Consider the following 24,003-nt stretch of genomic DNA (forward strand, 5'->3'; position numbering starts at 1 on the left):
AAGCACGCCACCCCGGCGTCGGCATCGGTCCTGGTGCCTCAGATCAGCGCAACGCGATGCCTTTCAGGGCATACAGTTGGACTGCGGCGCTATTTAAACAGGAACTGACTGCCAGTTAAAGAATGAAAAATTAATACTTCATTCCAGTTTTGAAGGCTGATGGCTTGTGGTGCGCAACCTCGACAGGTATCTGTACCGCAGTCCCGACATCCGTTCGGCGGCGTACCTACGCGGGGAGATCTGCATGAGCGAGTTTTTTGTCGGTCAGATCATGATGACCGGGTTCGTTTTCGCACCCAAATATTTTGCGCAATGCAACGGCCAGCTATTACCGGTCAATCAGAACCAGGCGCTGTTCAGCCTGCTTGGCAGTCGCTTCGGCGGCAATGGCAGCAGCACGTTCGCGTTGCCGGATATGCGCGGACGTACGCCGATGGGTTACGGGCCGTCGGCCGATCCGAGTTGGCAGCCCCCTGCAATGCCGATGGCGCAGGCTGCCGGTGCGGAGACGGTGACGCTGGTGGCGGACAACCTTCCCGCGCACAGCCACCTGATGGATTGCAGCAGCGCCAACGGCGACAACCGCGTGCCGACGGGGCGCCTGTTCGCCAACAACAACATCACCACCGGAACCGCACACGCGTTGTATGCCGCGCCTGGCGCGATGGTGCCGCTGTCCCAAGGCACGGTCGCCAACAGCGGCGGCAACCAGGCGCATCCGAATATGCAGCCGTACACCGCGATCAATTTCTGCATCGCGCTGTCCGGCATCTTCCCCTCGCGCAGCTAGGCGCACGCATATCCGGGCGCTTGGCGCGCAGTGCGCGCGTGGCGTCTCATCGACCAGGAAGGACCTCATGAGCACTCCATTCATCGGCGAAATCCGCATGTTCGGCTTTGGCCGCACTCCCCAGAATTGGCAGGCCTGCGACGGCTCGCTGCTGCAGATCTCCGACTACGAAACGTTGTACATGCTGCTCGGTACCGCCTACGGCGGCAATGGCACGACCACATTCGCGGTGCCGGATCTGCGCGGCCGCGTGCCGATCCACCAGGGCCAAGGCCCCGGGCTGAGCAACTATGTGCTCGCCCAGCGCTCCGGCACCGAGACGGTGACGTTGATCGACCTGCAGATGCCGGCGCACACGCATACCGCCCAGGCCACCACCAGCGCGGCGACCGCTACCGCACCCGCGGGGCTGTTGCCGGCGGCGGTCAGCGGCAGCACGTTCTATGTCAGCGACGTCAACGGCGCGACCACGCTGGCGATGTCCGCGCAGAGCACCTCGTTCTCTGGCGGCAGCCAGCCGCACGACAACCTCATGCCGACGCTGACGGTGCAGTACTGCATCGCCACCACCGGCATCTTTCCGCAGCAGGCTTGATATCCCTCGCGCCGCGCCGATCAGGCCGCAGCCCGCATCCGCTTCATCGGAGGAATCTGTTCATGACCGAACCCTATATCGGTGAAATCCAGCTGTTCGGCTTCGATTTCAATCCTGTTGGCTGGGCGTTCTGCAATGGCGCCACCCTGCCGATCACGCAGAACACCACGCTGTACTCGCTGCTCGGCGTGGCCTATGGCGGCAACGGCAGCAGCACCTTCCAGTTGCCGAACTTTTCCTCACGCGCTGGCTGCCAGCAGGGCGCTGGGCCGGGGCTGACCCAGCGAACGCTGGGCAGCAACTTCGGCTCCGCCTCGGAAAGCCTGCTAAGCACGCAGATCCCCATGCACCAGCACGGCGCCAACGCGTTTTCGCAGCCGGACTTGACCAAGAAGACGGGCACGCCGGCCAGTGGTGTTGCCCTGTCGTCGCTGAGCGTCAACACCGAGCGCCCGTTCTTTGCAGTCGCGCCGGACAAGCAATTCTTCCCTAGCATGCTGTTGCCCACCGGCAACGGCCTGGCCCACGAGAACCGGCAGCCCTATCTGGCAGTGAACTTCTGCATCGCACTGCAGGGCGATTACCCGGTATTCGATTGAGGCCATGGCGCAGCGGCTCTCCAGCACGGCGGCGACGGCAGCGTTCGGCCACGACCACGCGGTCGGGTCTGGTACGCAGGCCGTCGTCTTGCGTTCGGAACGCGATACCGACCTGCCATGGTTGCAGGAGCTGTACGCCAGCACGCGCAGCGACGAGCTTGCGCGCGTGTCATGGCCGCAAGCGACCAAGCGTGCGTTTCTGGACCAGCAATTCGACCTGCAGCGCGCGCATTACCGGCAGCATTTTGCCGATGCCGACTTTCTGATCGTTGAGGCCAACGACGCGCGTGTCGGCAGGCTCTATCTGCATTGCACTGCGCCCCAGCACACCTTGATCGACATCAGCCTGCTGCCGGACTGGCGTGGCCGCGGCATCGGCTCGCACCTGCTTGCGCATGCGCAGGCACGCGCCCGCGAGGCGGGATGTGCGCTGTCATTGCACGTGCTGCACGCCAATCCCGCCGCGCAGCGCCTGTACGTCCGCCATGGGTTCGTTGCAGGCAGCAGCAACCAGACACATCTGCAGATGCAGTGGCATCCGCACGATCACCTGGTCAGTTGAAGGCGCTCAATTAAAGACGGCCTGATACAGAAACCCATCGCGCTCGCGTGCCACCGGCACCAGAAAGATGCCGATCTCGCCTAGCCGCGCATGGCGCATCTGATAGGTCTGCTGCGGAAACAGAAACGCCGAGCCATTGCGGAACAACAGCGAGAACGGGGCGCGTTGCGCGTTGCGTGCGTCCTGCAGCGGCCGCGCTTCCACCAACACAAACGGCACCTCGCCCTCGTTCAATGACGCAGCGAAGGTTTCATTGACACTCCCGGCGAAGTGTTCAAGCGTCAGCAACTCCATGGATGATTCCTTGGCGACGATGGAGATGGATCCTCGCGTCTTTTGCGCTGGCACCACAAGACGGCGATGCCAACAACGCGACGCACTCGACAGATCAGAAGGACCGGCAGGAACCCTCAGACGAAACACCTGACCGCGAGAAACGTCACGACGGTGCAGGTATCGCCAAGTGTGCCGAGCGATCGCACGCTAATTACCCTACTGCTGCGTACGTTGAACAGCAATGACACGCAGTGCTTCAGTCTCTGCGTTACGGGACACGCTGTTACGCAGATGGCGACATGCTCAGCCACATCGCTTGCCGCATGAATGCGACAATACTGCACGCAGCGGTTCGGTTATGTTCAGCCGTGTGACGGCTACTCTATTGCGTTGGAATTCTGTTAAAGGCTTCGATGACGGCGTCCGCCTCTCCTGTCGTGCAGTTGTCCGGTGTCCGCATCGATCGCGGCGGGCGGACGATTTTGCGCGACGTTTCGCTCGATGTGCCGCGCGGCAGCATCACTGCCGTGCTTGGTCCTTCCGGTAGCGGCAAGTCCACGATGCTGGCGGCGTTGACCGGCGAACTGCGCCCGGTCGCCGGTACGGTGACCTTGTTCGGTAGCCCGATCCCGCATGGCAGCCGAGCGTTGTTGGAGATGCGCCGCAATGTCGGCGTATTGCTGCAAGGCAACGGCTTGCTCACCGACCTGAGCGTGGCCGATAACGTCGCACTGCCGCTGCGCACGCATACGCGCCTGCCGGCGCCGGTGCTGCAGCGGCTGGTACAGATGAAGCTCCACGCCGTGGGCCTGCTTGCTGCCGCCGATGCCTGGCCACGTGAGTTGTCCGGCGGCATGGCGCGACGTGTGGCGCTGGCGCGCGCGCTGGCGCTGGACCCGCCATTGATGATCTACGACGAGCCGCTGACCGGGCTGGACCCGATCGCCTCGGGCGTGATCATGAGCCTGATCCAGCGCCTCAACGACAGCCTGGGTCTGACCAGCATCATCGTCAGCCACCACGTGCACGAGACGCTGCCGATCTGCGACCAGGCGGTGGTCATCGCCAATGGCGGCATCGTGTTCGCCGGCACGCCGGCGCAATTGCAGGACAGTACCGATCCGTTGGTGCAGCAGTTCCTGCACGGCCAGCCGGATGGCCCGATCGCCTTCGATGCCGCACCGCGCCGCGACCGGAGTGCTGCCTGATGGCCATGGTTGAATCGATCCGCGCCTTTGGCCGCGCCGGCTTGTTTTCGCTGACCGTGCTGCGCGGCTCGCTGCCGACGCGCGATTTCATCGCCGAGCTGGTGCGCGAAATCTACAAGGTCGGCGCGCGCTCATTGCCGATCATCGCCGTGGGCGGCGCCTTCGTCGGCCTGGTGCTGACGCTGCAGGGCTACCGCACGCTGACCACCTACGGTGCGTCGGACGCGCTGTCCACGCTGTTGGGGCTGTCGCTCTACCGCGAGCTGGCACCGGTGCTGACCGCGTTGCTGTTCATCGGCCGCGCCGGCAGCTCGATCGCCGCCGAACTCGGCCTGATGCGCGCCACCGACCAGATCAAGGCGCTCGAACTGATGGCCATCGACCCGGTGGCCAAGGCAGTGGCGCCGCGGTTCTGGGCGGCCGTGCTGACGGTGCCGCTGCTGACCGGCGTGTTCTGCTCGCTGGCCATCACCGGCGGCTACTTCGAAGCCGTACACGTGTTGGGCATCGACAACGGCACATTCTGGTCGGGGCTGAGCAACAGCGTCGATTTCTGGGACGACTTCGGCGTGGCGATGCTCAAGTCGGCGATCTTCGGCGGCACTGCTGCGCTGGTGGCCGCCTATGTGGGCTTCCATGCCGAGCCGACCATCGAAGGCACCTCGATCGCCACCACCCGCGCGGTGGTCAACGCCTCGCTGTTGGTGCTGATGTTCAACTTCGTCCTTTCTGCAATGTTGTTTAGGTGAGATAGCCCATGGCCATGCGTGGACCACGACTCGAATTCGCCGTTGGCGCCTTTTTGCTGCTGACCCTGGCCTCGCTGCTGGTGTTGGCGGTGGCCTCGACCAATCAGCGCTGGGGCTTCGGTTCCAGCCAGTACACCTTGATCGCGCGCTTCAGCCAGATCGGCCAGCTGCGCGCGCAGGCGCCGGTGAAGATCGGCGGCGTGACCATCGGCAAGGTGTCCGAGATCAACCTGGATCCGACCAAGTTCGATTCGGTGGTGACGCTGTCGCTGGACACCAAATACAAGGATCTGCCCGCCGACACCTCGGCCGGCATCTTCACCAGCGGCTTGCTGGGCGAGAGCTATATCGGTCTGCAGCCGGGCGGCGACCCGGAAACGCTCAAGCCGGGCGAAGAGATCGGCTTCACCCAGCCGGCAGTGGATCTGCTGCAGCTGGTCGGCAAGTACATGTTCAGTGGTGGCGGTAGTGGTGGCAGCAATGCCCCGGCCGCCACCGATGGTCAGACGCCCGCGCCTGCCCAGCCCGCTTCTCCCTCTACGGAACCTCACCACCAATGAAAACCACCCTGCTCTCCGCCGTCCTGGCCTCGACCCTGCTGGTGTGCGCACCGGCCACCGTGCTGGCCCAGCCCGCCGCCGCCAGCGCGCCTGCGCAAGGCGCGGCCACCAAGACCGTCATCGACAGCAGCACCCGCATCCTGACCACGCTGGACCAGCGCCGAGCCGAGTTTCGCGGCAATCCGGCCGCCCTGCGCCAGTACATCAATGGCGAATTGAACAAGGCCTTCGACCGCGACTACTCGGCCCGTCTGGTGCTGGGCGTGCACGGCCGTGGCGCGTCGGACGCGGACATCAAGCTGTTTGCCGACGCGCTGGCCGAGAACCTGATGCAGCGTTACGGCACCGCGCTGCTGAACTTCGAAGGCAAGCCGACCTTCCGCGCCAAGTCCGAGAGCGCGCTGCCGGGCAACCGCGGCGTCAAGGTCTCCACCGACCTGCTGCGCGCCGGCAATGACCCGACCCCGGTCGACTACCTGATGCGCAACAGCGGTGGCCAGTGGAAGATCTTCGACGTGATGATCGAAGGCATTTCCTACGTGCAGACCTTCAAGACTCAGTTCGACGGCCCGTTGCGCGAAAAGGGCATCGCCAAGGTCGCCGCGGAACTGCGTAGCGGCAACCTGCAGGTTGGCGCGGCACCGGCCAATGGCAAGTAACAGCACCGTGCAACGCAACGGCGACACGCTGGCGTTGACCGGCGTGCTCGACCGTGCGGCGGTCACTGCGGCCTGGCCGCAGGCGATCGCCCAGTTGGATGGCGTGCGCACGCTGGACCTGACAGGTGTACAACGCCTGGACAGTGCCGGCGTTGCGATGCTGGCCGAACTGGCCGCGCGGTTGCGCGGTAACGGCACTGCGGCGGTGGTGGGTGAGACGTCCGGTCTGGACGAATTGCGCGCCGCCTATCGCTTGTCCCCCACTCTCGATTTTCAGGCCTGAGCGCCACGCCATGACCCAGTTACGCACCCTCCCCTTGCTGGCCTGCCTGTTGCTGGGCGCCTGCGCCAGCCACGCGCCGAAGTCGGCACCGCCGTCGGCCAGTGCCGATACCGCACCCAGCACAGCAACACCGGTGCGTGACGATGCCGGGGTGACCGCGCAACCGGCCGCTGCGGGTTTCGCCGCACCCGATGCACTGCCTGCCGGCGTGGCCACCGCGCCTGCCGAGCAGTCCGCTGCCGGCAGCGATGCCGGTGCTGCAACTGCAGGTGCGCCCACCTCGGCCGAAGACGACTTCGATGCCTTGTACGGTGCGACGACCCCGCAGGCCGGTGCCAATGGCGCGCCTGCGCAGCCAGGCGCCCCCGCCTACGACCCGTGGGAGCGCTACAACCGCGGCATGCATCGCTTCAATCTGGCGGTGGACCGTGGCGTGGCGCGTCCGCTGGCGACGGCATACACCAAGGTGGTGCCACAACCGGCGCGGCTGGGCGTGACCAACTTCTTCGACAACCTCGGCACGCCGCTGACCATGGTCAACCAGTTGCTGCAGGGCCACCCGGTCTTTGCGGTGCAGTCGCTGGGGCGCTTTGTGATGAACTCCACGTTGGGCGTGGCCGGTCTGTTCGACCCGGCCTCCGCCGCCGGCATTCCGCGCCGCAGCGAAGACTTCGGGCAGACCCTGGGTGCCTGGGGCTGGCGTAACTCGCGTTACTTCGAGCTGCCGCTGTTTGGCCCACGCACCGTGCGCGACACCGTTGGCCTGGGTGGCGATATTCCGCTGTCGTGGGTGCGCCAGGTCGACGACGGCGGTGCGCGCTTTGCCCTGCAGGGCTTGCAGCTGGTGGATACGCGTTCGCAGCTGATGTCGCTGGATTCGCTGCGCGACCAGGCTCCCGACGAATACGCGCTGACCCGCGATGCCTGGATGCAGCGCCGCAACTATCAGATCGTGCGCGACCTGCGCAGCCGACGTACCGAAGACGGCGAACTGCCGGACTATCTGCGCGAAGACAAGGACAGTACCGTGCCGGTGGACGCGATGCCGATTCCGCAGTGGATTCGTTGATCGGTTGCGCTGTGGTGTGACCTGCACGCGAAAGCCCGGGAGCGATCCCGGGCTTTTTGCTTTGTGAAGATCATGCAGATGATGACGTGTGCCAGTGTCCAGCACGTCCACCTTGATTGCTGCGTGTGTTTAGCGCGGCCAACACCACCCGGCAAGTAGCCGTCAGTCGTGCGCTCGGCACCGGAGCGCACAGGTGGTGTATGCCGGTGCCGGGCAGCGGCTGCGCACCGGCGGTGAGCGCAAAAGATGACTGGCCGCCGTTAGATCTGAAACCCATTGAGATTGCGCGTCCGCAGCAGACCCGGATGACGTTGTACTCAGCCCTCGGCAGTGGCGCCTTCGAAGGTGCGCGGCAGTGCCTGATAACCGGAACCAAGCACTGTTCTAATCTCGCTGGTCTGCGCTTTGCGGATGAACTGGATGAGGCTCGTTCCGGCACAACGGATCGAGAAGCAGGCGCGGTCGATGACATAGAACTTGAAATCGTCCTGGTCGCGGCGCCAGCACAGATACTCACCGTTGATGCTGCTGCCGTAGAAACGAAGCGCGTCGAAGAAGTGGGCGATGTCACGGCTTTCGTCGTCATAGGGTTCAAGGCAATCGAGATCGCCGATCGCGATGCCGTCTTCCAGGTATTGGTCGACCAGCGAATGAACCTGATCGTGGAGTTCGACACCTCGGACGAGCAGACCGTCATTGCCGAACATGCTGAAGGGCATCTCGATGACGAAAAGGCCGTTGGTCGTGCCGTAGCCGAATGTGCGCGCAAACAGCGCGTAGGAAGGCGGCAGCGGGCCGATCTGCGCTTGGAGGTCTGAAATCTCGTCGGCCGATGCCGTGCGCGTGATGGTCGCACGATCAAAAAGCTGGGTGAGGTCGTCTGTCATCCAGGGTTCCTTCGAAAAGACGCCAGGCCAGTCGCTCGTTATCAGCCGGCGCGGCAAGTGCTCGCCCCCAACGCCGCGTCTACTGCTGGTGCGCTGTCGTTGCGAGGCGTAGGTGATTGGTTGGCGTCGCGCGGATCTCCATCATTTCGCCTGCCTCGCCGCAGCCGCGCTTGATTCGCGTGCCTGGTTTGGCAGGACGTGCTCGATGCAGGCGGTTACTGTCATCTTTGATCGCAAGAAAATCGACGCATCATCTGCACGTGGTCACATCCGTTTGCGGAGGCTTGGGATTTTGAACGATAGCCAGGAAGCCAACAGGCAAAACGCAAAGCCGACCACAAGCACAACCGCAATCATTGGCCACTTTTCCATCCATTCGATACGGTAAAAGCACGTTGCCGGCTCGCCATTGATGAGCGCGCCATCAGGACATGGATTGGCCAGGCGGCTGTGGTACCACAGCGCCAGACCGGTGACGCAGGCAAGCACGCTGATCAAGATCAGCATCAGAACACCGGCTCGAACGCATGTCTTGCCTGGCATTGAAGGACGGCTGCCTGCTTTATGCAGCCTCAGCCAATGCGGCATCCACGGCTGCGCGCAGGCGCGCATCGTCTGCCGGCACATCGGGAGCGAAACGCTCGATAACGGCGCCGTCGCGGCCGATAAGGAATTTTTCGAAGTTCCACAGCACGCCCGGTGCGGGGTTTGCGGCAATGCCATAGCCGGCGAGTTTCTCGCGCATTGGGCCATCGCCGGTGGCGCTCGGGCGCGCGCTGGTCAGGGCCTGATACAACGGATGGGTGTCTGCACCGGTGACGGCGATCTTGGAGAACATCGGGAAGGTGACGTCGTAGCTGAGCTGGCAGAACTGGGCGATCTCCGCCTCGCTGCCGGGTTCCTGGCCGTTGAAGTCGTTGGCCGGGAACGCCAGCACTTCCAGGCCCGCCGCATGCTTGTCTCGGTACAGCGCTTCCAGGCCTTCGTATTGCGGGGTGAGTCCGCACTTGGAGGCAACATTGACCACCAGCAGTACCTTGCCGCGGTAGTCGGCCAAGGTGGCCGGTGCGCCATCGATGCGTGTCACCGCAATGGCGTGGATGCTCGAAGTCATGGGTGCGTCCTGATTGGCGGGAAGCACCAGAGCATAAACCGCCGGATGCGCGCGAGCGATGTCGCCCGCGCGCGCATCAGCCGGTCAATCGATACACAGCGCCGCCTGGCCTTTGCCACCCACTACAGCCTGACGGCAGCCGAAGCGATCGCTGTCGCGCTGGCAGGTGCCGGTAGTGGCGGTACCGGCCGGCACGATGCTGGTGGCCAGGCAATCGCCGCTGCAATCGGCCTTGTCGGTGCAGGTCTTGCCGGCATCCGCATACGGCACGATGCAACGCGGAATCTGCATGCGGCCCACCGGGCGCAGTTGCCCGCCTTTTGCGGTGCAGGCGGCTGCGTCGGCGTTTGCGGTTTGCGATGCGGGCGTGCTCGCGGATGCGGCCTCTGCGCGAGACGCAGGTGAGTTGCTGCAGGCAGCCAGCAGCAGCGCGGACAGTGCCGCGTAGATCCAACGGGTCGACATGCCAATTCTCTTTGAAAGGTCAGGTACGCAGGATCGCGATGCCGATGTCTGCGTGGTGTGCTTGGCACAGGACGCAGAAAGATGATGCCTCGACCCTGCTGTTGTAGGAGCGCACCCGGACGCGATGAGGCGTTACCGGTAATGCCTTGTCGCGCCCGGGTGCGCTCCTACCTACGGTGTGCTGTCTCTTGGGCAGGGGCGCTGCTGCATCGCCGTTTGCGGTCGAACTACTTCTGCGCTGCGCAGGCCGCATTTGAGGGTGCGCGGCTGGCGGTGTAGGAGCGGACCTGGCCGCGATGAGGCGTTACCGGTAATGCCCTGTCGCGCCCGGGTGCGCTCCTACCTATGGTGTGCTGTCTCTTGGGCAGGGGCGCTGCTGCATCGCCGTTTGCGATCGAACTACTTCTGCGCTGCGCGGGCCGCATTCGATCGTGCGCGTCCTGCGGCTGGTGGTGTAGGAGCGGACCTGGCCGCGATGAGGCGTTACCGGGAATGCCTTGTCGCGCCCGGGTGCGCTCCTACGTTTGCTTTCTGTTGGCTGGCGTCTGCGGGTGGATCACTCTTGCTCGTCGCCGATTTCGTCGTCGTTGCCGTCGTCGTTGCCGTTGTCGGCAGCGTCCAGTAGCGCTTGGGATTGGTCGCCGGACAAGGTTTCCACACCGCGCAGGCGGCGTTCGATGGTGCGGGTCTTGCGGCTGGCTTCGCCGAGGCTCTTGCCGACGGTGCTGATCTGCCGCTCGGCCTTCTCCAGAATGCCGGCGAACTTGCCGAACTCACTCTTCACTGCGCCCAGCACCTGCCAGACCTCGCTGGAGCGTTTTTCGATGGCCAGCGTGCGGAAGCCCATTTGCAGGCTATTGAGCAGGGCGGTGAACGTGGTCGGGCCGGCCAGTACCACGCGATGTTCGCGCTGCAGCAGGTCGACCAGGCCGGCGCGGCGGATGACTTCGGCGTACAGGCCCTCGGTGGGCAGAAACATCACTGCGAAATCCGTCGTGTGGGGCGGGCTGACGTACTTGTCGCTGATGGATTTGGCCTGCACGCGGATGGCGCGCTCCAGCTGCGCGGTCGACTGCTTGATCGCGTCCAGGTCGCCCTTCTCCTGCGCGTCGATCAGGCGTTCGTAGTCCTCGCGCGGGAACTTGGCGTCGACCGGCAGCCACACCACCGTGTCGTCGCCGCGCCCGGGCAGGCGGATCGCAAAATCCACCGCTTCGGCGCTCTCGGGTTTGACCCGCACGCCGCGCGCGTACTGTTCCATCGTCAGCGTCTGCTCGAGGATGTTCTCCAGCTGCACTTCACCCCAACCGCCGCGGTCCTTGACGTTGCTGAGCACGCGCTTGAGATCGCCCACGCCGGTGGCCAGTTGCTGCATTTCGCCCAGGCCGCGTTGCACCTGTTCCAGGCGCTCGGAGACGAGTTTGAAGGACGCATCCAGGCGTGTGTTGAGCGTGGTCTGCAGTTTTTCGTCGACGGTGGCGCGCATCAGTTCCAGCTTGCTGGCGTTGTCGCTTTGCAGGCTGGCCAGTTGCTGTTCCAGCGTGGCGCGCATCTCGCCGATGCGCAGCTCGTTGCGCTGGGTGAGTTCGTTCAGGCGCTGGCTCAGCGCTTCGGTGAAGCGTTGCTGCGACTCGCCGGCTTCGGCGCGGCCCTTGCGCGCATCCTCGGCCAGCGCTTCGCGCAACGCGGCCATATGCGTGTCGGTGCGTGCGATCAGGTCGGTCAGTTGCTGGCCGAACACCTGGATGCGGGTTTCCTGCTGCTGGCCGAAGCCTTCGAGCTGGGTGCGCAGTTCGGTGAGCCGCAGGGTCAGCAATTCGCCGGTGCGTTGCTGGGCCAGGCCGCTTTCTTCGCGCGCCTTGCGGGCATCTTCGCCAAGGGCATCGCGCAGCAAGTCCAGACGTTGATCGGTGCGGGTGGACAACTCGGTGAGATTGCGCGCGAAGGTTTCCAGACGCGCATCCTGCTGCCGCGCCAGGCCTTCGAGTTGCTCGCGCAGTTCGCCGCGGCCGTCGCGTTGTTCGGCGCGCAGCGCCAGCTCCAGACCGCTGGTGGAAGGACGCCGCAGCAGGGCGAGCAGCTGCAACACGAGGACTACGACGAGCAGTCCGAGAAGGATCAGGGATTCGGATGACATGCGCGCAGTGTAACGGGGCCGGTCGCAACAGCTGCGCCAGCGGCTTGGCGACTGGATGCATCGGTGCGGGGGCATGGCGCGGTGCCCGGTGGGTTGGCGCAGGTTCGCACTCGGCGCGCGGCGGTAGCTGCGACGCGGGCGTCGAGCTCGTGCAGGGGTTTGCCTGGGTCACTGCGCGAAAAAGTGATGACACGCTAAGGTGAGCAGCCTGCCAAATCTGCGACAGACCATGCTCGAACTCTACGGAAAGCCGACCTCCATCAATGTGCGCAAGGTGCTGTGGCTGTGCGAGGAGTTGGCGCTGGACTACACGCTGCATGCGTATGGCAGCGGATTTGCCTCGGTGGACACGTCGGCGTTTCGCGCGCTCAATCCCAATGCGTTGGTGCCGGTGATGCGCGATGGCACGGTGGTGCTGTGGGAATCGAACACCATCTGCCGGTATCTGGCCGCGCGCAGCCACCGCGACGATCTGCTGCCGAGTGCGCCCGCTGCACGTGCACTGGTCGAGCAATGGATGGATTGGCAGGCCACCGAGCTCAACAACGCCTGGCGTTACGCGTTCATGGCCACGGTGCGTGGCAGTGCGGCGCATACCGGTGTGCAGGCGATTGCAGCCAGCGTGCGCGAGTGGAATCGGCATATGACCATCCTCGACGCACAGTTGCAGCGCGGCGGTCCGTTCGTACTCGGGGCAAACTTCACCCTGGCCGATATCGTGCTGGGCTTATCGACGCAGCGCTGGTTTGCCAGCCCGATCGATCGGCCGGAGTTGCCTGCGGTGGAGGCGTATTACGCGCAGCTCGGACTGCGTGTCGGGTTTCAGCGGCATGGGTGTAATGGGGTGGCTTAGCGGTGCCGTTGTGGCGGCCTATGGGTCATCTGTCTGCGTAGCTTCCGGACACGCAGCCGCATCGCCTCAACCCGAATCGCATCACCACCGATAGCTTTGCTGCAGCGCGTTGGGCGACACTCGGCGATTCTTTTGGTTCCTTCGAGGTCCGCATGTCGTCTTGGCTCCGGCGCAAATCCATCGATCAGGTCACCGTGCACGAGGCCGGCCGGCAACTGGTGCGCAGCCTGAGTTGGCCGCATCTGATCGCGCTGGGGATCGGGGCGATCGTCGGCACCGGCATCTACACGCTGATCGGCGTGGGCGCGGACAAGGCCGGCCCGGCCGTGCTGCTGTCCTTCGTTGCCGCCGGCATCGTGTGCGCCTGCGCGGCACTGGCGTATGCGGAAATGGCCACGATGATGCCGGCTGCCGGCAGTGCATACACCTACAGCTACACCGCCTTGGGCGAGAGCATCGCCTGGGTGGTGGGCTGGAGCCTGGTGCTGGAATATTCGCTGGTGGTCAGCACCGTGGCGGTGGGCTGGTCGGGCTATTTCGTCGGGTTCCTGCAGTGGGTGGGCGTCGACCTGCCGCATGCATTGATTGCCGGGCCGCACGCCGGCGGCATCGTGAACCTGCCGGCGGTGGTGATCACCTTTTTGGTGGCCGGCATGTTGATGGCCGGCACCAAGGAGAGCGCCACGCTCAATGCGGTGCTGGTGGTACTAAAGATCATTGCGCTGGCTGTGTTCGTGGCGATCGCCTTGCCGGCCTTCAACAGCGCCAACCTGCAGCCGTTCATGCCGTATGGCTTCTCCAAGGCGATGGGGCCGGACGGTGTGGAGCGCGGGGTGATGGCGGCAGCAGCGATCATCTTCTTTGCGTTCTATGGGTTCGATGCGATTTCCACCGCCGCCGAAGAGACCAAGAACCCGGGGCGCGATCTGTCGATCGGTATCGTCGGTTCGATGATCGGCTGCACGTTGATTTACGTGCTGGTGGCGCTGTCGGCAGTGGGCGCGTTGAGCTTCACCGTGTTCAGTAAGAGCCCGGAGCCGTTGGCGTTGATCATGCGCGAGCTGGGCCACGGCAAGGCAGCGTTGGTGATCGGTGCGGTGGCGATCATCGCGCTGCCGACGGTGCTGCTGGCGTTCCTGTACGGGCAGAGCCGGATCTTCTTTGTGATGTCGCGCGACGGACTGTTGCCGCGCGGCTTGTCCAAGGTCAACGCCCGCACCGGCACGCCGGTGGCGATCACCTTGTTCACCGCGGTGCTGGTGGCGGCGTTGGCGGGTGTAGCGCGGCTGGACGAAATCGCCGCGTTGGCCAATGCCGGCACGTTGGCCGCGTTTACTGCCGTGGCGGCGTGTTTGCTGGTGTTGCGCGTGCGCGAACCCACCCGTGCGCGGGCGTTCCGCACGCCGCTGGCCTGGGTGGTGGGACCGGTAGCGATCCTGGGCTGCCTGTATCTGTTCTGGAGCCTGCCGAGCAAGACGCAGCTGTGGTTCTTGCTGTGGAATGTGTTGGGCGTGGTGGTCTACCTGGCGTATGGGCGGCGGAATAGCCGCTTGGCGAAGGTTGGGTAGTTCCATCTCCCATCGGGAGAAGGTGGCCCGAAGGGCCGGATGAGGGGCGCCCCAGATATCTTTCAGTGCCATGCATGACGAACGCGTCGCCACGCGCCTTCCAGGTTGAATCGTCGATGGGAAAGTCTTGACGGTAGCAGTCCTGTGCTGCACGACTGCTTGCGGATGCGCGCTGACCACTCCCTTCTCCCATCGGGAGAAGGTGGCCCGAAGGGCCGGATGAGGGGACGGGCGAAGCCTGGTGTTATCCAACTTGGTCAGGGGCTTCGCTCCGTACCCTCACCCCAACCCCCGCTCCGCGCCCCAACCCGCGCTAGCGACGCGGGCGCTCCCAGGCACGCGCGCCAGTGGCGCGCAAGCTGTGCCTTATCGCCCCGCAGGAGAGGGGCTTTAGTACATGCTCCGACAACGTCAGGGCTTTCCCTCGCACTCCCCGCAACCAGGGGAGAAGCTTTGGCTCAAGGCGCTGCTGCAGGCGTGGCGCAGAACGAGGTTGGGAGTGCATCCGCTTGGGTGCCCCAGCCTTGCGTGGGCGCCTGCTTGGTGAGCGCAAACGACAACGTGCCGCCTTGCTGCAACTGCGCCCAATCCAGGAAGACCTTGGTCTGCGGCGTGCCGTTCAAGCGCACGCCCTGCACATATTGCAGCGCGCGGCCATCGGCGCCGGGGGCATCGATACGCAGGCGTTTGCCGTTACCCAGGTCCAGCGTGGCGCGCTTGAAACGCGGCGTGTGCAACAGGAACTCGCCGCTACCCGGCACCGCCGGATACAGCCCCAAGGCACTGAACAAATACCAGGCCGACATCGTGCCGAGGTCGTCGTTGCCGGTGACGCCATTGGGCGCATTGGTGAACAACTGCTGCGCGGCGCGCACCACGGTGGCGGTCTTCCACGGCTGGCCGATCAGCGTGTACATCCACGGCGCGTGCAGGTCGGGCTCGTTGTTGGGGTTGTAGCGGTACTGGTTGTAATAGCTGTACGGGCCGACCACCCAATGCGTGCGCGCACCGTTGAGCGGGTCTTTCAGCAGGTCGTCGTAGGCGAAGAAGGTGTCCAGGCGTTTGCCTGCCTGGTCGCTGCCATGCATGGCCTGCAGCATGCCTGGGATGTCCTGCTGCACCAGCCATTGGTATTGCCAGGCAGTGCCTTCGTGGAAGCCATGTTGCGAGCGTGGGCTGTACTGGTCGTTGGATGGCGCGTACCAGCTGCCATCTTCCAGGCGTGGACGCGGGAAGCCGGCAAAGCTAGTGTCCGCATCGCGCACCGTGGCGTCCCAGACGTGATGCCAGTTGCCGCCGCGCGCACGCAGCTGGGTGCTGTCGTCGGCATGGCCCAGGGCTTGGGCCATCTGTGCCAGCGCGCAATCGGCCAGGGCGTATTCCAGCGTGGCCGAGCCGCCGTGGTGCGGGTCCACGTCCATGCCCTTGGACGGAAACGCGCGGTCGTATTGCACGAAGCCATTGGCGAGATAACTCGCGTTGCCCGAACGCCCGGAATGCCGCGAGTTGATCGGCGGTTGGCCGAAGGCGTTCTGCCGTAGCGCGGCGTAGGCCTCGGCCTCGTTGCCCTGTAGTGCGCCGAAGCGCCACAGGTCGACCAGGAACGGCGTCACCGGATCGCCGGTCATGATGTTGGTGTCGTAGTTGGCGTAGCCCCAACGCGGCAGCCAGCCGCCTTGCTGATGGATCGCCAGCAGCGAGCGGCCGATGTCGCGCGCGCGCTGCGGGCGCAGCAAGGCGAGCAACTGGTTCTGCGAGCGATAGGTGTCCCACAGCGAAAAGTACTCGTAGTAGGTCCAGCCCTCGGCACGATGGATCGCATCGTCATAGCCGCGGTAGCGGCCATCGGCATCGCTGCCGGTGAGCGGCTGCAACAAGGCGTGGTAGAGCGCGGTGTAGGCCACGCTGCGGTCGTCCTTGCTGGCGCCGTCCAGCTGCAGGCTGGCCAGTTCGGTGCGCCAGACCTGCTGCGCGCGCTGGCGCATCCGCTCCAGGCTCAGCAGCGTGCCGCCCTGCATGCCATCGGCGCGCAGGTTGCTGCGTGCGCCGTCGGCATCGACATGCGAGATGGCGCTGATCACGGTCACCGCGCGCGCGTCCTTGCCCTTGCCCAGCGGAAAGCTGAGCCAGGCGCCATTGGGTTTGAGTTCGCCGCCCATGCCGTGACGCGCGCCAGGCACGCCGCCGTCTTCGCCCCACACCCCGTGCGCGGTGAACGGGCGATCGAATTCCAGCCGGAACCAGGTGGTGTATTCGTGGCCGCCACAGAAACTCTGCGTGACCAGTTTGCCTTCCACCACACGGTCGCCGACCAGCTGCACCTGGCTGCCGATCACCACGTGGCGGTCGTTGGCCTGGGCCACGTTGATCAGCAGGTGGCCGGTGTCGGCGCCAGGCGCGAAGGTGTAGCGCTCGGCAGCGGCGCGGGTGAGTGCAGTGGCTTCGGCGTCGATGCCGCCGTAGTCGGTGAGCCGCACCTTGTAATAACCGGCCTGGCCCACTTCGCCGGCATGCGTGTAGCGCGCTGCATAGCGCTTCTGGTCGAAGGTCTTGGCGTCGGCGGTGTCGAAATCGCCACCCGGGCCGATGCTGCCGGTCACCGGCAGGATCGACACCTGCCCGCCCTGCTCCCAGCAACCCGCACCGGACAAAAACGAATGCCCGAAGCCGCGAATAGTGGGGTCGTCGTAGCGCCAGCCGGCGTAGTGCGCGCCGATCGGGCTGACCTGGATCAGGCCGAACGGAGCGGACGCGCCGGGATACGTATTGCCGTCGTCCTTGCTGCCGATGAAGGTGTTGACCTGCGCCGGGTCCTGCGCGGCCAGCGGCGGTGCAACCGCCATGCCGAGCAGGCAAAGGGCAGCGGCGCGGCGCCACAGCGAGGTTGATGGAAGAGGCAACAAAGAGCGATCGGATGCAACGGCAGAGAGCATGCAAGACACCTCGGGGGAGAGCGGCCGAGGCCGCAGGTGGAATGACGCGCACCGACCGCTGCAAGACGCGGCGATCAGCATGACGACGGTGCTCGAACGACGACTAGGAACAGCCGGTAAAACTAAGGTGAATCCTCGCCAGTTGCGTGCTGACGGCGTACCGGAGTCCGAGTCTACAAGTGGTGCATGCCGATTCCGAACACCGCGATTCCGAAAAGCGGCTGTGCCCGTCTGGCGATGCAACGGGAGTGATCCAGGGTGCACACCTGCGCCGAGCTGGGTTGGCTGAGCCGGGAATGCATGTCCGGGGCACGGAAACTGATGGCGTAACTACCGCGCAACAACAGGTTGTCGACCAACAGCCATTGCAGGCCGACGCTCGGGCGGCAGATCAGGCGCCTGGCGCGTTAAGCGATTGCAGGTGGGCGTGACTGGCGGTGATCTCTCAATTAGAGGCAGCCACGTCGGTGAGCACTTTCAAGGACCGCCCATGGTGATCCTTGGCCCCTGCTCCTGCTGCTGATTTTGCTGCTGCGTCTGTTCCAACGCCTGCTGGCGGACCTGATCCTGCCTGATGGTTTCGGCCTGCTGAAGGTTCTGTTGTGCCGGTTCTTGCACGGCTTGGCGGCCATCGACATGTGTGTGGAACATTGGCGCGACCCCAATTCCATGTGGGGTGTAGACCGCAAAGACGTTGTGGGCCCCATCCCGGCCTAGGCCCCCGGTGACCTGGTCCACTTGCTTCAGCAACGGGTCTTCGGTCTGCTGCTTGTAAAGTGCAGCCGAAACATTTTTGCTTTCCTCGTCGCTCCAGTTCCCCGTGCCTTTGACCCAGTCGTGAATGCGGGCATAGGTCTGATGGTCGGCATGAGCGGGGCTGTCGGCCAGCACGGCCTGGTCGCGGGAGACGGACTGGGGCACCGTGTCCGGCTGACCGACGCCGCCTTTTCCGATCTGTCGCACCTCGGTGGGACGTAGCTGCCCGTCGGAAGTGTCGGTGAATCCAAAAGCTTTCCCCTGTCCACCCAAGGAAGTCCCCGCCGCCTGGACTTCTTCCACCGAACTGCCAAGCTCTTTCAGGTTGAGGCCAAGGCTCGGAATCGACTGGCTGGAAGCCCTGTCCAAGTCACGGGATACGGCAGCCCCGGCGGACACGACGTAAGACAAGTAAAGGGCGTTGTAGTCAGACTGCCCTAACGCGCCCAGCCCTTTACCGGACTGATCGAACTGACAACTCGCCACGGCTTTTACCGCAAGGCTGTCGATGCGGTTGTCGGTGTGCTGGATGCCCTGGGCATCCATCTGAATGCCTGGAGCCAACCGCCCGTTCGTGACGCAGGGCGTAGTCGGGTCGAGGCGCTGAAGCAGTTCGGCTTGGCTGACGTCTGGGTCTTGGTGCTTGACCCGACTGGCCACCGAATTCATCGATACCAGTTCGGCGAGCGCTTCATTTTCCCGGGAAGCGTTGATGTATTCCTTTGCCAAAGGAGTGATTTCCACCGTTGCCTCGCCGTAGCGCGCACCCTCTTTGAGCGCCTCATCGATTCGATAGGACAGCTTGTAGGTGCTGATCTCATTGGAACGGGCCATCAAAGCGTGCCCCGTTTCGTGTCCTAGGACTCCGGTGAGCTGGTCTATCCGCTCTGACCGGGTCGGTCGCTGCAATACATCGGCGTTGACGCTGATCGTCTTTTCGCCGTGGTTGTAGTGCCCACCTTCGTTGGGCGTGCGAGCGAACTTGATGTGCTCAAGGTCGCCGTTGTCGATGGCTTTGGTCATCACCTCAACCAGATAAGGCGATGACTCCACCGCCTCGCGGAGGTCCTTGGCTGCACTTGGGGACAGAGACGATTGCTGTTCGGTCTCTTGGAGCATGCGCTCGATGCGGGTATCAGGCATCGCTGCGCTCCATCTCGAAGCGGACGATCGTCACGCAGGTCGGTGCGTCCCTTCTGTCGGGGGTAGCCGCAATGTAGAGCCCAAGCGACGGGCCGACGACCTTGTGGAACGTGATTCGCTGATCATCGCCAAACGTGGGCACATACACCTGGAACCCATCAGCCTCCATCTGCTTCTTCAGCCCCTCGTAGCCAAGGCAGGCGTTGGGGGTGAGTGTCAGTTCCACCCGGTGCCCAGGGTGCTTGGGTGATGGCTTCCACACCGCCCATTCGTAAGTGCCCTGCCCCACACTGCCAGTCACCCCTCTGCGCTCATGTTTGGTGTCGGGAGGAAGCGCGATTCCCAACACGCGCTCCACATTGGCGGGGTCGGAGTCTGCTTGGGCATGGAGAGCCTTGGCGAGTGCCTCGATCTGCTTCAAAAGCTGCTCTGGGATGTGCTCAGCTCCTGGTTGCAATGCGGGATAGCCGTCCCAGGTCATCATTGGCGCCGAACGCTCAGGAGCGGCGGCATCGACAAGTGCGGCGACGCGGTCCTGCTCGCGCTTAAGGTCGGCGGAGGTGACATCCTGCATGGCTTTCTCCTGATGGGCATTCGACGGCTCCGCGCAGGCGGCCAATACCAGCAGCAAAGCGCTGGTCGAAACAACTTTGGCAATGCGGTGCCCTTGGCGAAGAGAATCCATGGCCAACACTCCGGTGCTTGAAGTCTGGATAGCTTACTGCCAAGCCATAGATTTGCCTGATTAGCCCTGACCCTCAGCAGGATGTTTGTTGCAGTCCTGCAAATAGCTTCGTTTTCCTGGTGTTTTCCTTGATGTCCGCTCTCGGCGTCGCTGACGCGAGGAGCCGGTCCGAAGTTGTTTCAGCCAGGACCTCATCGCGGCCTTGCATTGGGCGGATTTAGCGATAAGCGCGGAGGTGCCACAACTGAAGGTCAGGGCTAATCGGTAGATTTGAATCAGTGCGGGGCGCGCAGACAAGCGACGCCTCGCCTGCTTTTTCGGCGTCCACAAAAAAGCCCGGTCATCGGACCGGGCTTGGCGACACGTTGGCGACGGCGGGAGGGGCCGGCGCTGCGGTGTTGCGGTAACGTCAGATCCAGCGCATGCCTTCGAACGGGTTCCAGCTGGTGCTGCCTTTGGCCTTGTCCAGGTAATAGGCGTAGTTGGCGATCATGCCGGTCAACAACGACATCGGCAGCCACAGCACATTCTGGAACGCGGCCGGTAGGAACGAGGCCACGATGCCCAGCACGAGGCTGATGCCAATCAGGCTCAACGCCTTGCGCCACAGGCCGATGATGAAGAAATAGATGCAGCCGAAGAAGAAGGCATAGAAATTCATGCCGATCTTGACCTTGTCACCGAAGCTCAGCGTCTTCAGCGCCTCCTTGTAGGTCGGCTCCTTGGGGCTGCCGTGACGGTCGAAGAAGTCGAAGCGAAACTGCCACTTGGGGCTGAGTTGGGTGCGATCGAAGGTATCCATTCCAATCCATGTAGTTGAAAACGGTTACATGATAGGCGATCGCGTATTCAGGAGCACGTGTTTCGGCGCAGATTCTGCAGCGTTGCAGGGCGCCACGCGCAACCGGCCTTGCCGGGCCACCCGGCCACCGGAACGTCCCGCGCGGCCAGCCGCTAACGCTGCTGGCCGATCCCGGACCCGCGCCGCGCGCGCCGGATGGCGTAAAGCGAATGGTCGGCCCGGTCGACCACCGCGGTCAGCGCTTCGCCTTCCTGGCGCAAGGCCGTGCCCAGCGTGAACAGGATCGGCGCATCGTCGCTGGCCGCCGTGTAGGTGCGCACCAGCTCTTGCAGCTGCTGCTCGCTGGCCTGGTGCATCAGCACCAGAAATTCATCGCCGCCCAGCCGGACCAGGTGGTCCTGCCGGCGCAACGGGGCATTGAGAAACCAGGCCATCTGCACCAGCACTTCATCGCCGCGCTGGTGGCCGTAGGTGTCGTTGACCAGTTTGAACTTGTCCAGGTCCACTACCACGCAGCCCCAGCGCACGCTGGCATCGCGCCTGTCCAGGTCGTCCAGGAAGCGGCGATTGAAGCAGTTGGTCAACGGGTCGGTGAACGACCATTCCAGCAGCTGTTTTTCCTGCTGATGCTGGTTGGTGACGTCCTGGGCGTGGGCCAGGACGATGGTGGCGTCAGACTCCACGTCGAGCACGTTGTGGTATTTCCAGTGACGCAGGCTGCCATCGCCGGCCACCAGCTCGATCACGCCGGAATCCTGGCCGTCGAGCACCATGCGCGACAGGTAGCCGCGCACGCCGTCATGCCGCTCCGGGCGGATCAGCTCGAACAGCGAGCGGCCCTCCATCTCCTCCACGCTGCGGCCCAGCGAGCGCGCTGCCGCCGGGTTCACGCTGACCAGGTGGCCATCCATGTCGTGGGTGCAGATCAGCCCCAGGCTGTACTGGAACATCTTGCGGAACTTGCGCTCGCTGGCGGCCAGCGCGTCCACCGCGCGATGGCGGTCAGTGACGTCCTGGATTGCGCCGATCAGGCGCATGCGGCCGTCGACATGTTCCACCGCGCCGGTGCTGTGCACCCACAGGCGGCGGCCGGTACTGCTGATCAATGGCAGCTCCAGATCCCAGGGCGTGCCGTCGCGCACGCACAGTTCCACCGCCTCGGTGATCACCGCGCGCGCTTCCAGCGGGTAGAAGGTGATGGCTTCGGCCAGCGTGGGTTGATAGCCCGGCGGCAAGTCGTGCAGCCGGCAGGTTTCATCCGACCAGGTCAGCGTATTGGCGCTCACGTCCACTTCCCAGCCGCCGACGCCGGCCACCCGCCCGGTACGCTCCAGAAACGCTTCGCTCTCGCGCAGACGCTGCTGCAGTTGGGCGTTGATGTCGGCGCGTTCGAGCATCACCCGGCGCTGCTCCAGGCCTTCGGCGGCCACCTTGGCCAGCTGTTGCAGAGCTGCCAGCTGGGCCGGCTGCAGCTGACGCGGGCGCTGGTCGATCACGCACACCGTGCCCATGCGCAGGCCATCGGGCAGCACGATGGGGGCGCCGGCGTAATAGCGGATGCCGGGTGTATCGGTGACCAGGGCGTTGCTGGAGAAGCGCGGGTCGGCCGGGGCGTTGGGCACCTCCATCACCGCATCGCCCTGGATGGCGTGGGCGCAGAACGCCAGCTCGCGCGGGGTCTCGGACACGCCCGGCAAGCCGATGTTGGCCTTCCACCATTGCCGATGCTCGTCCACCAGCGACACCAGCGCGATGGGCGTGCCGGCGATAGCCTGTGCGGCGGCTGCCAGGGCATCGAAGAACGGTTCGGATTCGGTATCGATCACCTGCAACAACGCCAGCCGCGCCAGACGCTGCGCTTCGCTGGTGGTGGATGACACAACGGTATCGCGCTGATTCAACGGCAAGCTCGCTCGTGCCCGTGCAATCCGCCCAGTCTAGCGGACTGGGCATGAGTGCCAATCAGCGCTTTCGTGCACCGGAACACGGGATGCGCTGCGGCCGCTGTGCAGGGGGTGGGCGCCCGCTTGGCCTGGTCCACGTGTTTCCTCATTCGCGGTCATCGGCGGCAGACCGCTGCATCAGCGCGCCGCCCACCTGCAGCGCTGCCGCCAGGTTGCGTGCGGTGACGCGGACATTGCGGGCAGCGTCGGCCAATGCCTGCTCCATCGTGCAGGCGCCAGGCACCACCGAAAACATCGCAGCGATGCCCTCCGCGTGCAGCTGTTCAGCGCCGTTGCCCAGCGATCCGGCAATGGCGATGACCGGGATACCGTGCCGCTGCGCCAGGCGTGCCACGCCCACGGGCGTCTTGCCGCGCAGGCTCTGGCTGTCGACACGGCCTTCGCCGGTGATCACCAGATCGGCCTGTGCGATCAGCGCTTCCAGCCTCAGCGCCTGGGCGACAACCTCCACGCCTGGACGCAACTGCGCGCCCAGGAACGCCACCAACCCGGCGCCCAGCCCGCCGGCCGCGCCGCCGCCAGGCAGCGCGTGCAGGCGCACGCCCAGCTCGCGCTGCACCACATCGGCGTAGTGCCGCAGGTTGGCGTCGAGTTGGCGCACCATCGCCGAGGTGGCGCCCTTTTGCGGGCCGAACACTGCCGAGGCACCGGTCGGCCCGATCAGCGGGTTGTCGACATCGCAGGCCACCTCGATGTGGCACTGCTGCAGCCGCGCGTCCAGGCCAGCGGTGTCGATGCGCGCCAACGCCGCCAGTGCCCCACCGCCGGAGCCGATCGGCGCACCGTGCGCGTCCAGCAGCCGCGCGCCCAGCGCCTGTGCCATGCCGGCGCCGCCATCGGTGCTGGCGCTGCCGCCGATGCCGATGATGAAACGCCGCGCGCCGGCATCCAGCGCGGCCAGGATCAACGCACCCACTCCGGCGGTGCTGGCATGCAACGGCGCGCGCTGTGCTGGCGGTATCAGGGCCAGCCCGCTGGCGGCGGCCATTTCGATCACCGCGGTGGCGCCATCGCCGGTCAGGCCGAAGAAGGCCTGCACCGGCGTGCCGAGCGGGCCGCTGACCGTGCATGCGATCACCCGCCCGCCAGTGGCAGCGACCAGCGCATCCACGGTGCCTTCGCCACCATCGGCCATGGGCACGGCGGTGTAGTGCCACTGCGGGAATACCTCGGCAAACCCCGCTTCGATCTGCGCGGCCACCGCGCGCGCAGACAGGCTCTCCTTGTACGCATCCGGGGCGATGACGACTCTCACCAGCGACGCGCCTGCGGACGCGCCTGCGATAAGGGACAAGGCGCTGCCGCGGCGATGCGCTGCGGCAATGCCACCTGCAAGGTGCGGTACA

24 protein-coding genes are annotated in these 24,003 nt (G+C 64.8%); 12 read left to right on the forward strand and 12 right to left on the reverse strand.

Translation table 11 applies throughout. From position 1 onward, the window contains the following. Nucleotides 1–244 precede the first annotated feature (244 nt). The 4 genes from VC212_RS20045 (at nt 245) to VC212_RS20060 (ending at nt 2,546) form a co-directional block, all read left to right on the forward strand. Nucleotides 245–790 carry a tail fiber protein gene (locus VC212_RS20045; protein ID WP_323526731.1) on the forward strand — a complete coding sequence of 182 codons (546 nt, stop codon included), beginning with the start codon at nt 245–247 and terminating at the stop codon, nt 788–790. Between the two features lie 67 nt (nt 791–857). Beyond that, complete coding sequence (locus tag VC212_RS20050; protein WP_323526732.1) at nt 858–1,385, forward strand: tail fiber protein; 528 nt, start codon at nt 858–860, stop codon at nt 1,383–1,385. Between the two features lie 62 nt (nt 1,386–1,447). Beyond that, a complete protein-coding gene (locus VC212_RS20055; protein ID WP_323526733.1) occupies nt 1,448–1,984 on the forward strand; it encodes a tail fiber protein in 537 nt (178 codons plus the stop codon). 4 nt (nt 1,985–1,988) lie between these two features. Further along, complete coding sequence (locus VC212_RS20060; RefSeq protein WP_323526734.1) at nt 1,989–2,546, forward strand: GNAT family N-acetyltransferase; 558 nt, start codon at nt 1,989–1,991, stop codon at nt 2,544–2,546. A 6-nt stretch (nt 2,547–2,552) separates the two neighbouring features. On the opposite strand, the gene VC212_RS20065 is transcribed toward VC212_RS20060, so the two are convergent. Next, nucleotides 2,553–2,840, reverse strand: coding sequence for a hypothetical protein (locus tag VC212_RS20065; RefSeq protein ID WP_055852465.1), 288 nt, complete (start codon nt 2,838–2,840; stop codon nt 2,553–2,555). A 395-nt stretch (nt 2,841–3,235) separates the two neighbouring features. On the opposite strand from VC212_RS20065, the gene VC212_RS20070 reads away from it, so the two are divergent. Genes VC212_RS20070 through VC212_RS20095 form a run of 6 tightly spaced genes read left to right on the forward strand, consistent with a single transcriptional unit; the run spans nt 3,236 to nt 7,350 of the window. After that, nucleotides 3,236–4,030, forward strand: coding sequence for an ATP-binding cassette domain-containing protein (locus tag VC212_RS20070; protein WP_055852468.1), 795 nt, complete (start codon nt 3,236–3,238; stop codon nt 4,028–4,030). Further along, nucleotides 4,030–4,779 (forward strand): MlaE family lipid ABC transporter permease subunit, encoded by a 750-nt coding sequence (locus VC212_RS20075; RefSeq protein ID WP_055852470.1) that lies wholly within the window; start codon nt 4,030–4,032, stop codon nt 4,777–4,779. The genes VC212_RS20070 and VC212_RS20075 overlap by 1 nt, the downstream gene beginning before the upstream one ends. Before the next feature lie 8 nt (nt 4,780–4,787). Further along, nucleotides 4,788–5,339, forward strand: coding sequence for an outer membrane lipid asymmetry maintenance protein MlaD (mlaD, locus tag VC212_RS20080; protein ID WP_055852472.1), 552 nt, complete (start codon nt 4,788–4,790; stop codon nt 5,337–5,339). After that, nucleotides 5,336–5,998, forward strand: coding sequence for an ABC transporter substrate-binding protein (locus VC212_RS20085; RefSeq protein ID WP_323526735.1), 663 nt, complete (start codon nt 5,336–5,338; stop codon nt 5,996–5,998). Before mlaD ends, VC212_RS20085 begins: the two co-directional genes overlap by 4 nt. After that, nucleotides 5,988–6,281, forward strand: coding sequence for an STAS domain-containing protein (locus VC212_RS20090; protein ID WP_055852476.1), 294 nt, complete (start codon nt 5,988–5,990; stop codon nt 6,279–6,281). Before VC212_RS20085 ends, VC212_RS20090 begins: the two co-directional genes overlap by 11 nt. 10 nt (nt 6,282–6,291) lie before the next feature. Continuing rightward, a complete protein-coding gene (locus VC212_RS20095) occupies nt 6,292–7,350 on the forward strand; it encodes a VacJ family lipoprotein (RefSeq protein WP_323526736.1) in 1,059 nt (352 codons plus the stop codon). A gap of 317 nt (nt 7,351–7,667) precedes the next feature. Here the strand turns inward: VC212_RS20095 and VC212_RS20100 are convergent, their stop codons facing one another. The 5 genes from VC212_RS20100 to rmuC form a co-directional block, all read right to left on the reverse strand. Continuing rightward, entirely contained in the window at nt 7,668–8,237 is a 570-nt protein-coding gene (locus tag VC212_RS20100; RefSeq protein ID WP_115560752.1) for a hypothetical protein, read from the reverse strand. 264 nt (nt 8,238–8,501) lie between these two features. Continuing rightward, the gene (locus VC212_RS20105) at nt 8,502–8,744 is read right to left on the reverse strand and encodes a hypothetical protein (protein ID WP_104615525.1); all 243 of its coding nucleotides are present in this window, start codon (nt 8,742–8,744) and stop codon (nt 8,502–8,504) included. 55 nt (nt 8,745–8,799) lie between these two features. After that, nucleotides 8,800–9,351 carry a glutathione peroxidase gene (locus VC212_RS20110; protein ID WP_323526737.1) on the reverse strand — a complete coding sequence of 184 codons (552 nt, stop codon included), beginning with the start codon at nt 9,349–9,351 and terminating at the stop codon, nt 8,800–8,802. Nucleotides 9,352–9,435: 84 nt separating this feature from the next. Further along, a complete protein-coding gene (locus VC212_RS20115) occupies nt 9,436–9,816 on the reverse strand; it encodes a hypothetical protein (protein ID WP_055852496.1) in 381 nt (126 codons plus the stop codon). Between the two features lie 556 nt (nt 9,817–10,372). Then, a complete protein-coding gene (gene rmuC, locus VC212_RS20120; protein WP_323526789.1) occupies nt 10,373–11,905 on the reverse strand; it encodes a DNA recombination protein RmuC in 1,533 nt (510 codons plus the stop codon). Between the two features lie 277 nt (nt 11,906–12,182). On the opposite strand from rmuC, the gene VC212_RS20125 reads away from it, so the two are divergent. Then, on the forward strand, nt 12,183–12,806 hold the full coding sequence (locus VC212_RS20125) for a glutathione S-transferase (RefSeq protein WP_323526738.1): 624 nt from the start codon (nt 12,183–12,185) through the stop codon (nt 12,804–12,806). Between the two features lie 152 nt (nt 12,807–12,958). Further along, the gene (locus tag VC212_RS20130) at nt 12,959–14,374 is read left to right on the forward strand and encodes an amino acid permease (RefSeq protein ID WP_115552372.1); all 1,416 of its coding nucleotides are present in this window, start codon (nt 12,959–12,961) and stop codon (nt 14,372–14,374) included. A 458-nt stretch (nt 14,375–14,832) separates the two neighbouring features. Here the strand turns inward: VC212_RS20130 and VC212_RS20135 are convergent, their stop codons facing one another. From VC212_RS20135 to VC212_RS20160, 6 genes are all read right to left on the reverse strand, one after another. Then, a complete protein-coding gene (locus VC212_RS20135) occupies nt 14,833–17,307 on the reverse strand; it encodes a GH92 family glycosyl hydrolase (protein ID WP_323526739.1) in 2,475 nt (824 codons plus the stop codon). A 477-nt stretch (nt 17,308–17,784) separates the two neighbouring features. Further along, nucleotides 17,785–19,206, reverse strand: coding sequence for an XVIPCD domain-containing protein (locus tag VC212_RS20140; RefSeq protein ID WP_323526740.1), 1,422 nt, complete (start codon nt 19,204–19,206; stop codon nt 17,785–17,787). After that, complete coding sequence (locus VC212_RS20145) at nt 19,199–19,891, reverse strand: hypothetical protein (protein ID WP_323526741.1); 693 nt, start codon at nt 19,889–19,891, stop codon at nt 19,199–19,201. The genes VC212_RS20140 and VC212_RS20145 overlap by 8 nt, the downstream gene beginning before the upstream one ends. A gap of 409 nt (nt 19,892–20,300) precedes the next feature. Further along, nucleotides 20,301–20,693, reverse strand: coding sequence for a DUF2628 domain-containing protein (locus VC212_RS20150; protein WP_115526525.1), 393 nt, complete (start codon nt 20,691–20,693; stop codon nt 20,301–20,303). Between the two features lie 152 nt (nt 20,694–20,845). Beyond that, nucleotides 20,846–22,594, reverse strand: a complete 1,749-nt coding sequence (locus VC212_RS20155; RefSeq protein WP_323526790.1) for a diguanylate cyclase — start codon at nt 22,592–22,594, stop codon at nt 20,846–20,848. 148 nt (nt 22,595–22,742) lie between these two features. Beyond that, nucleotides 22,743–23,912 (reverse strand): glycerate kinase, encoded by a 1,170-nt coding sequence (locus VC212_RS20160; protein WP_323526742.1) that lies wholly within the window; start codon nt 23,910–23,912, stop codon nt 22,743–22,745. Nucleotides 23,913–24,003: the final 91 nt, after the last annotated feature.

Origin of the sequence: Xanthomonas sp. WHRI 8932A (genome assembly GCF_035012785.1) — a bacterium.
Taxonomy (GTDB): domain Bacteria; phylum Pseudomonadota; class Gammaproteobacteria; order Xanthomonadales; family Xanthomonadaceae; genus Xanthomonas.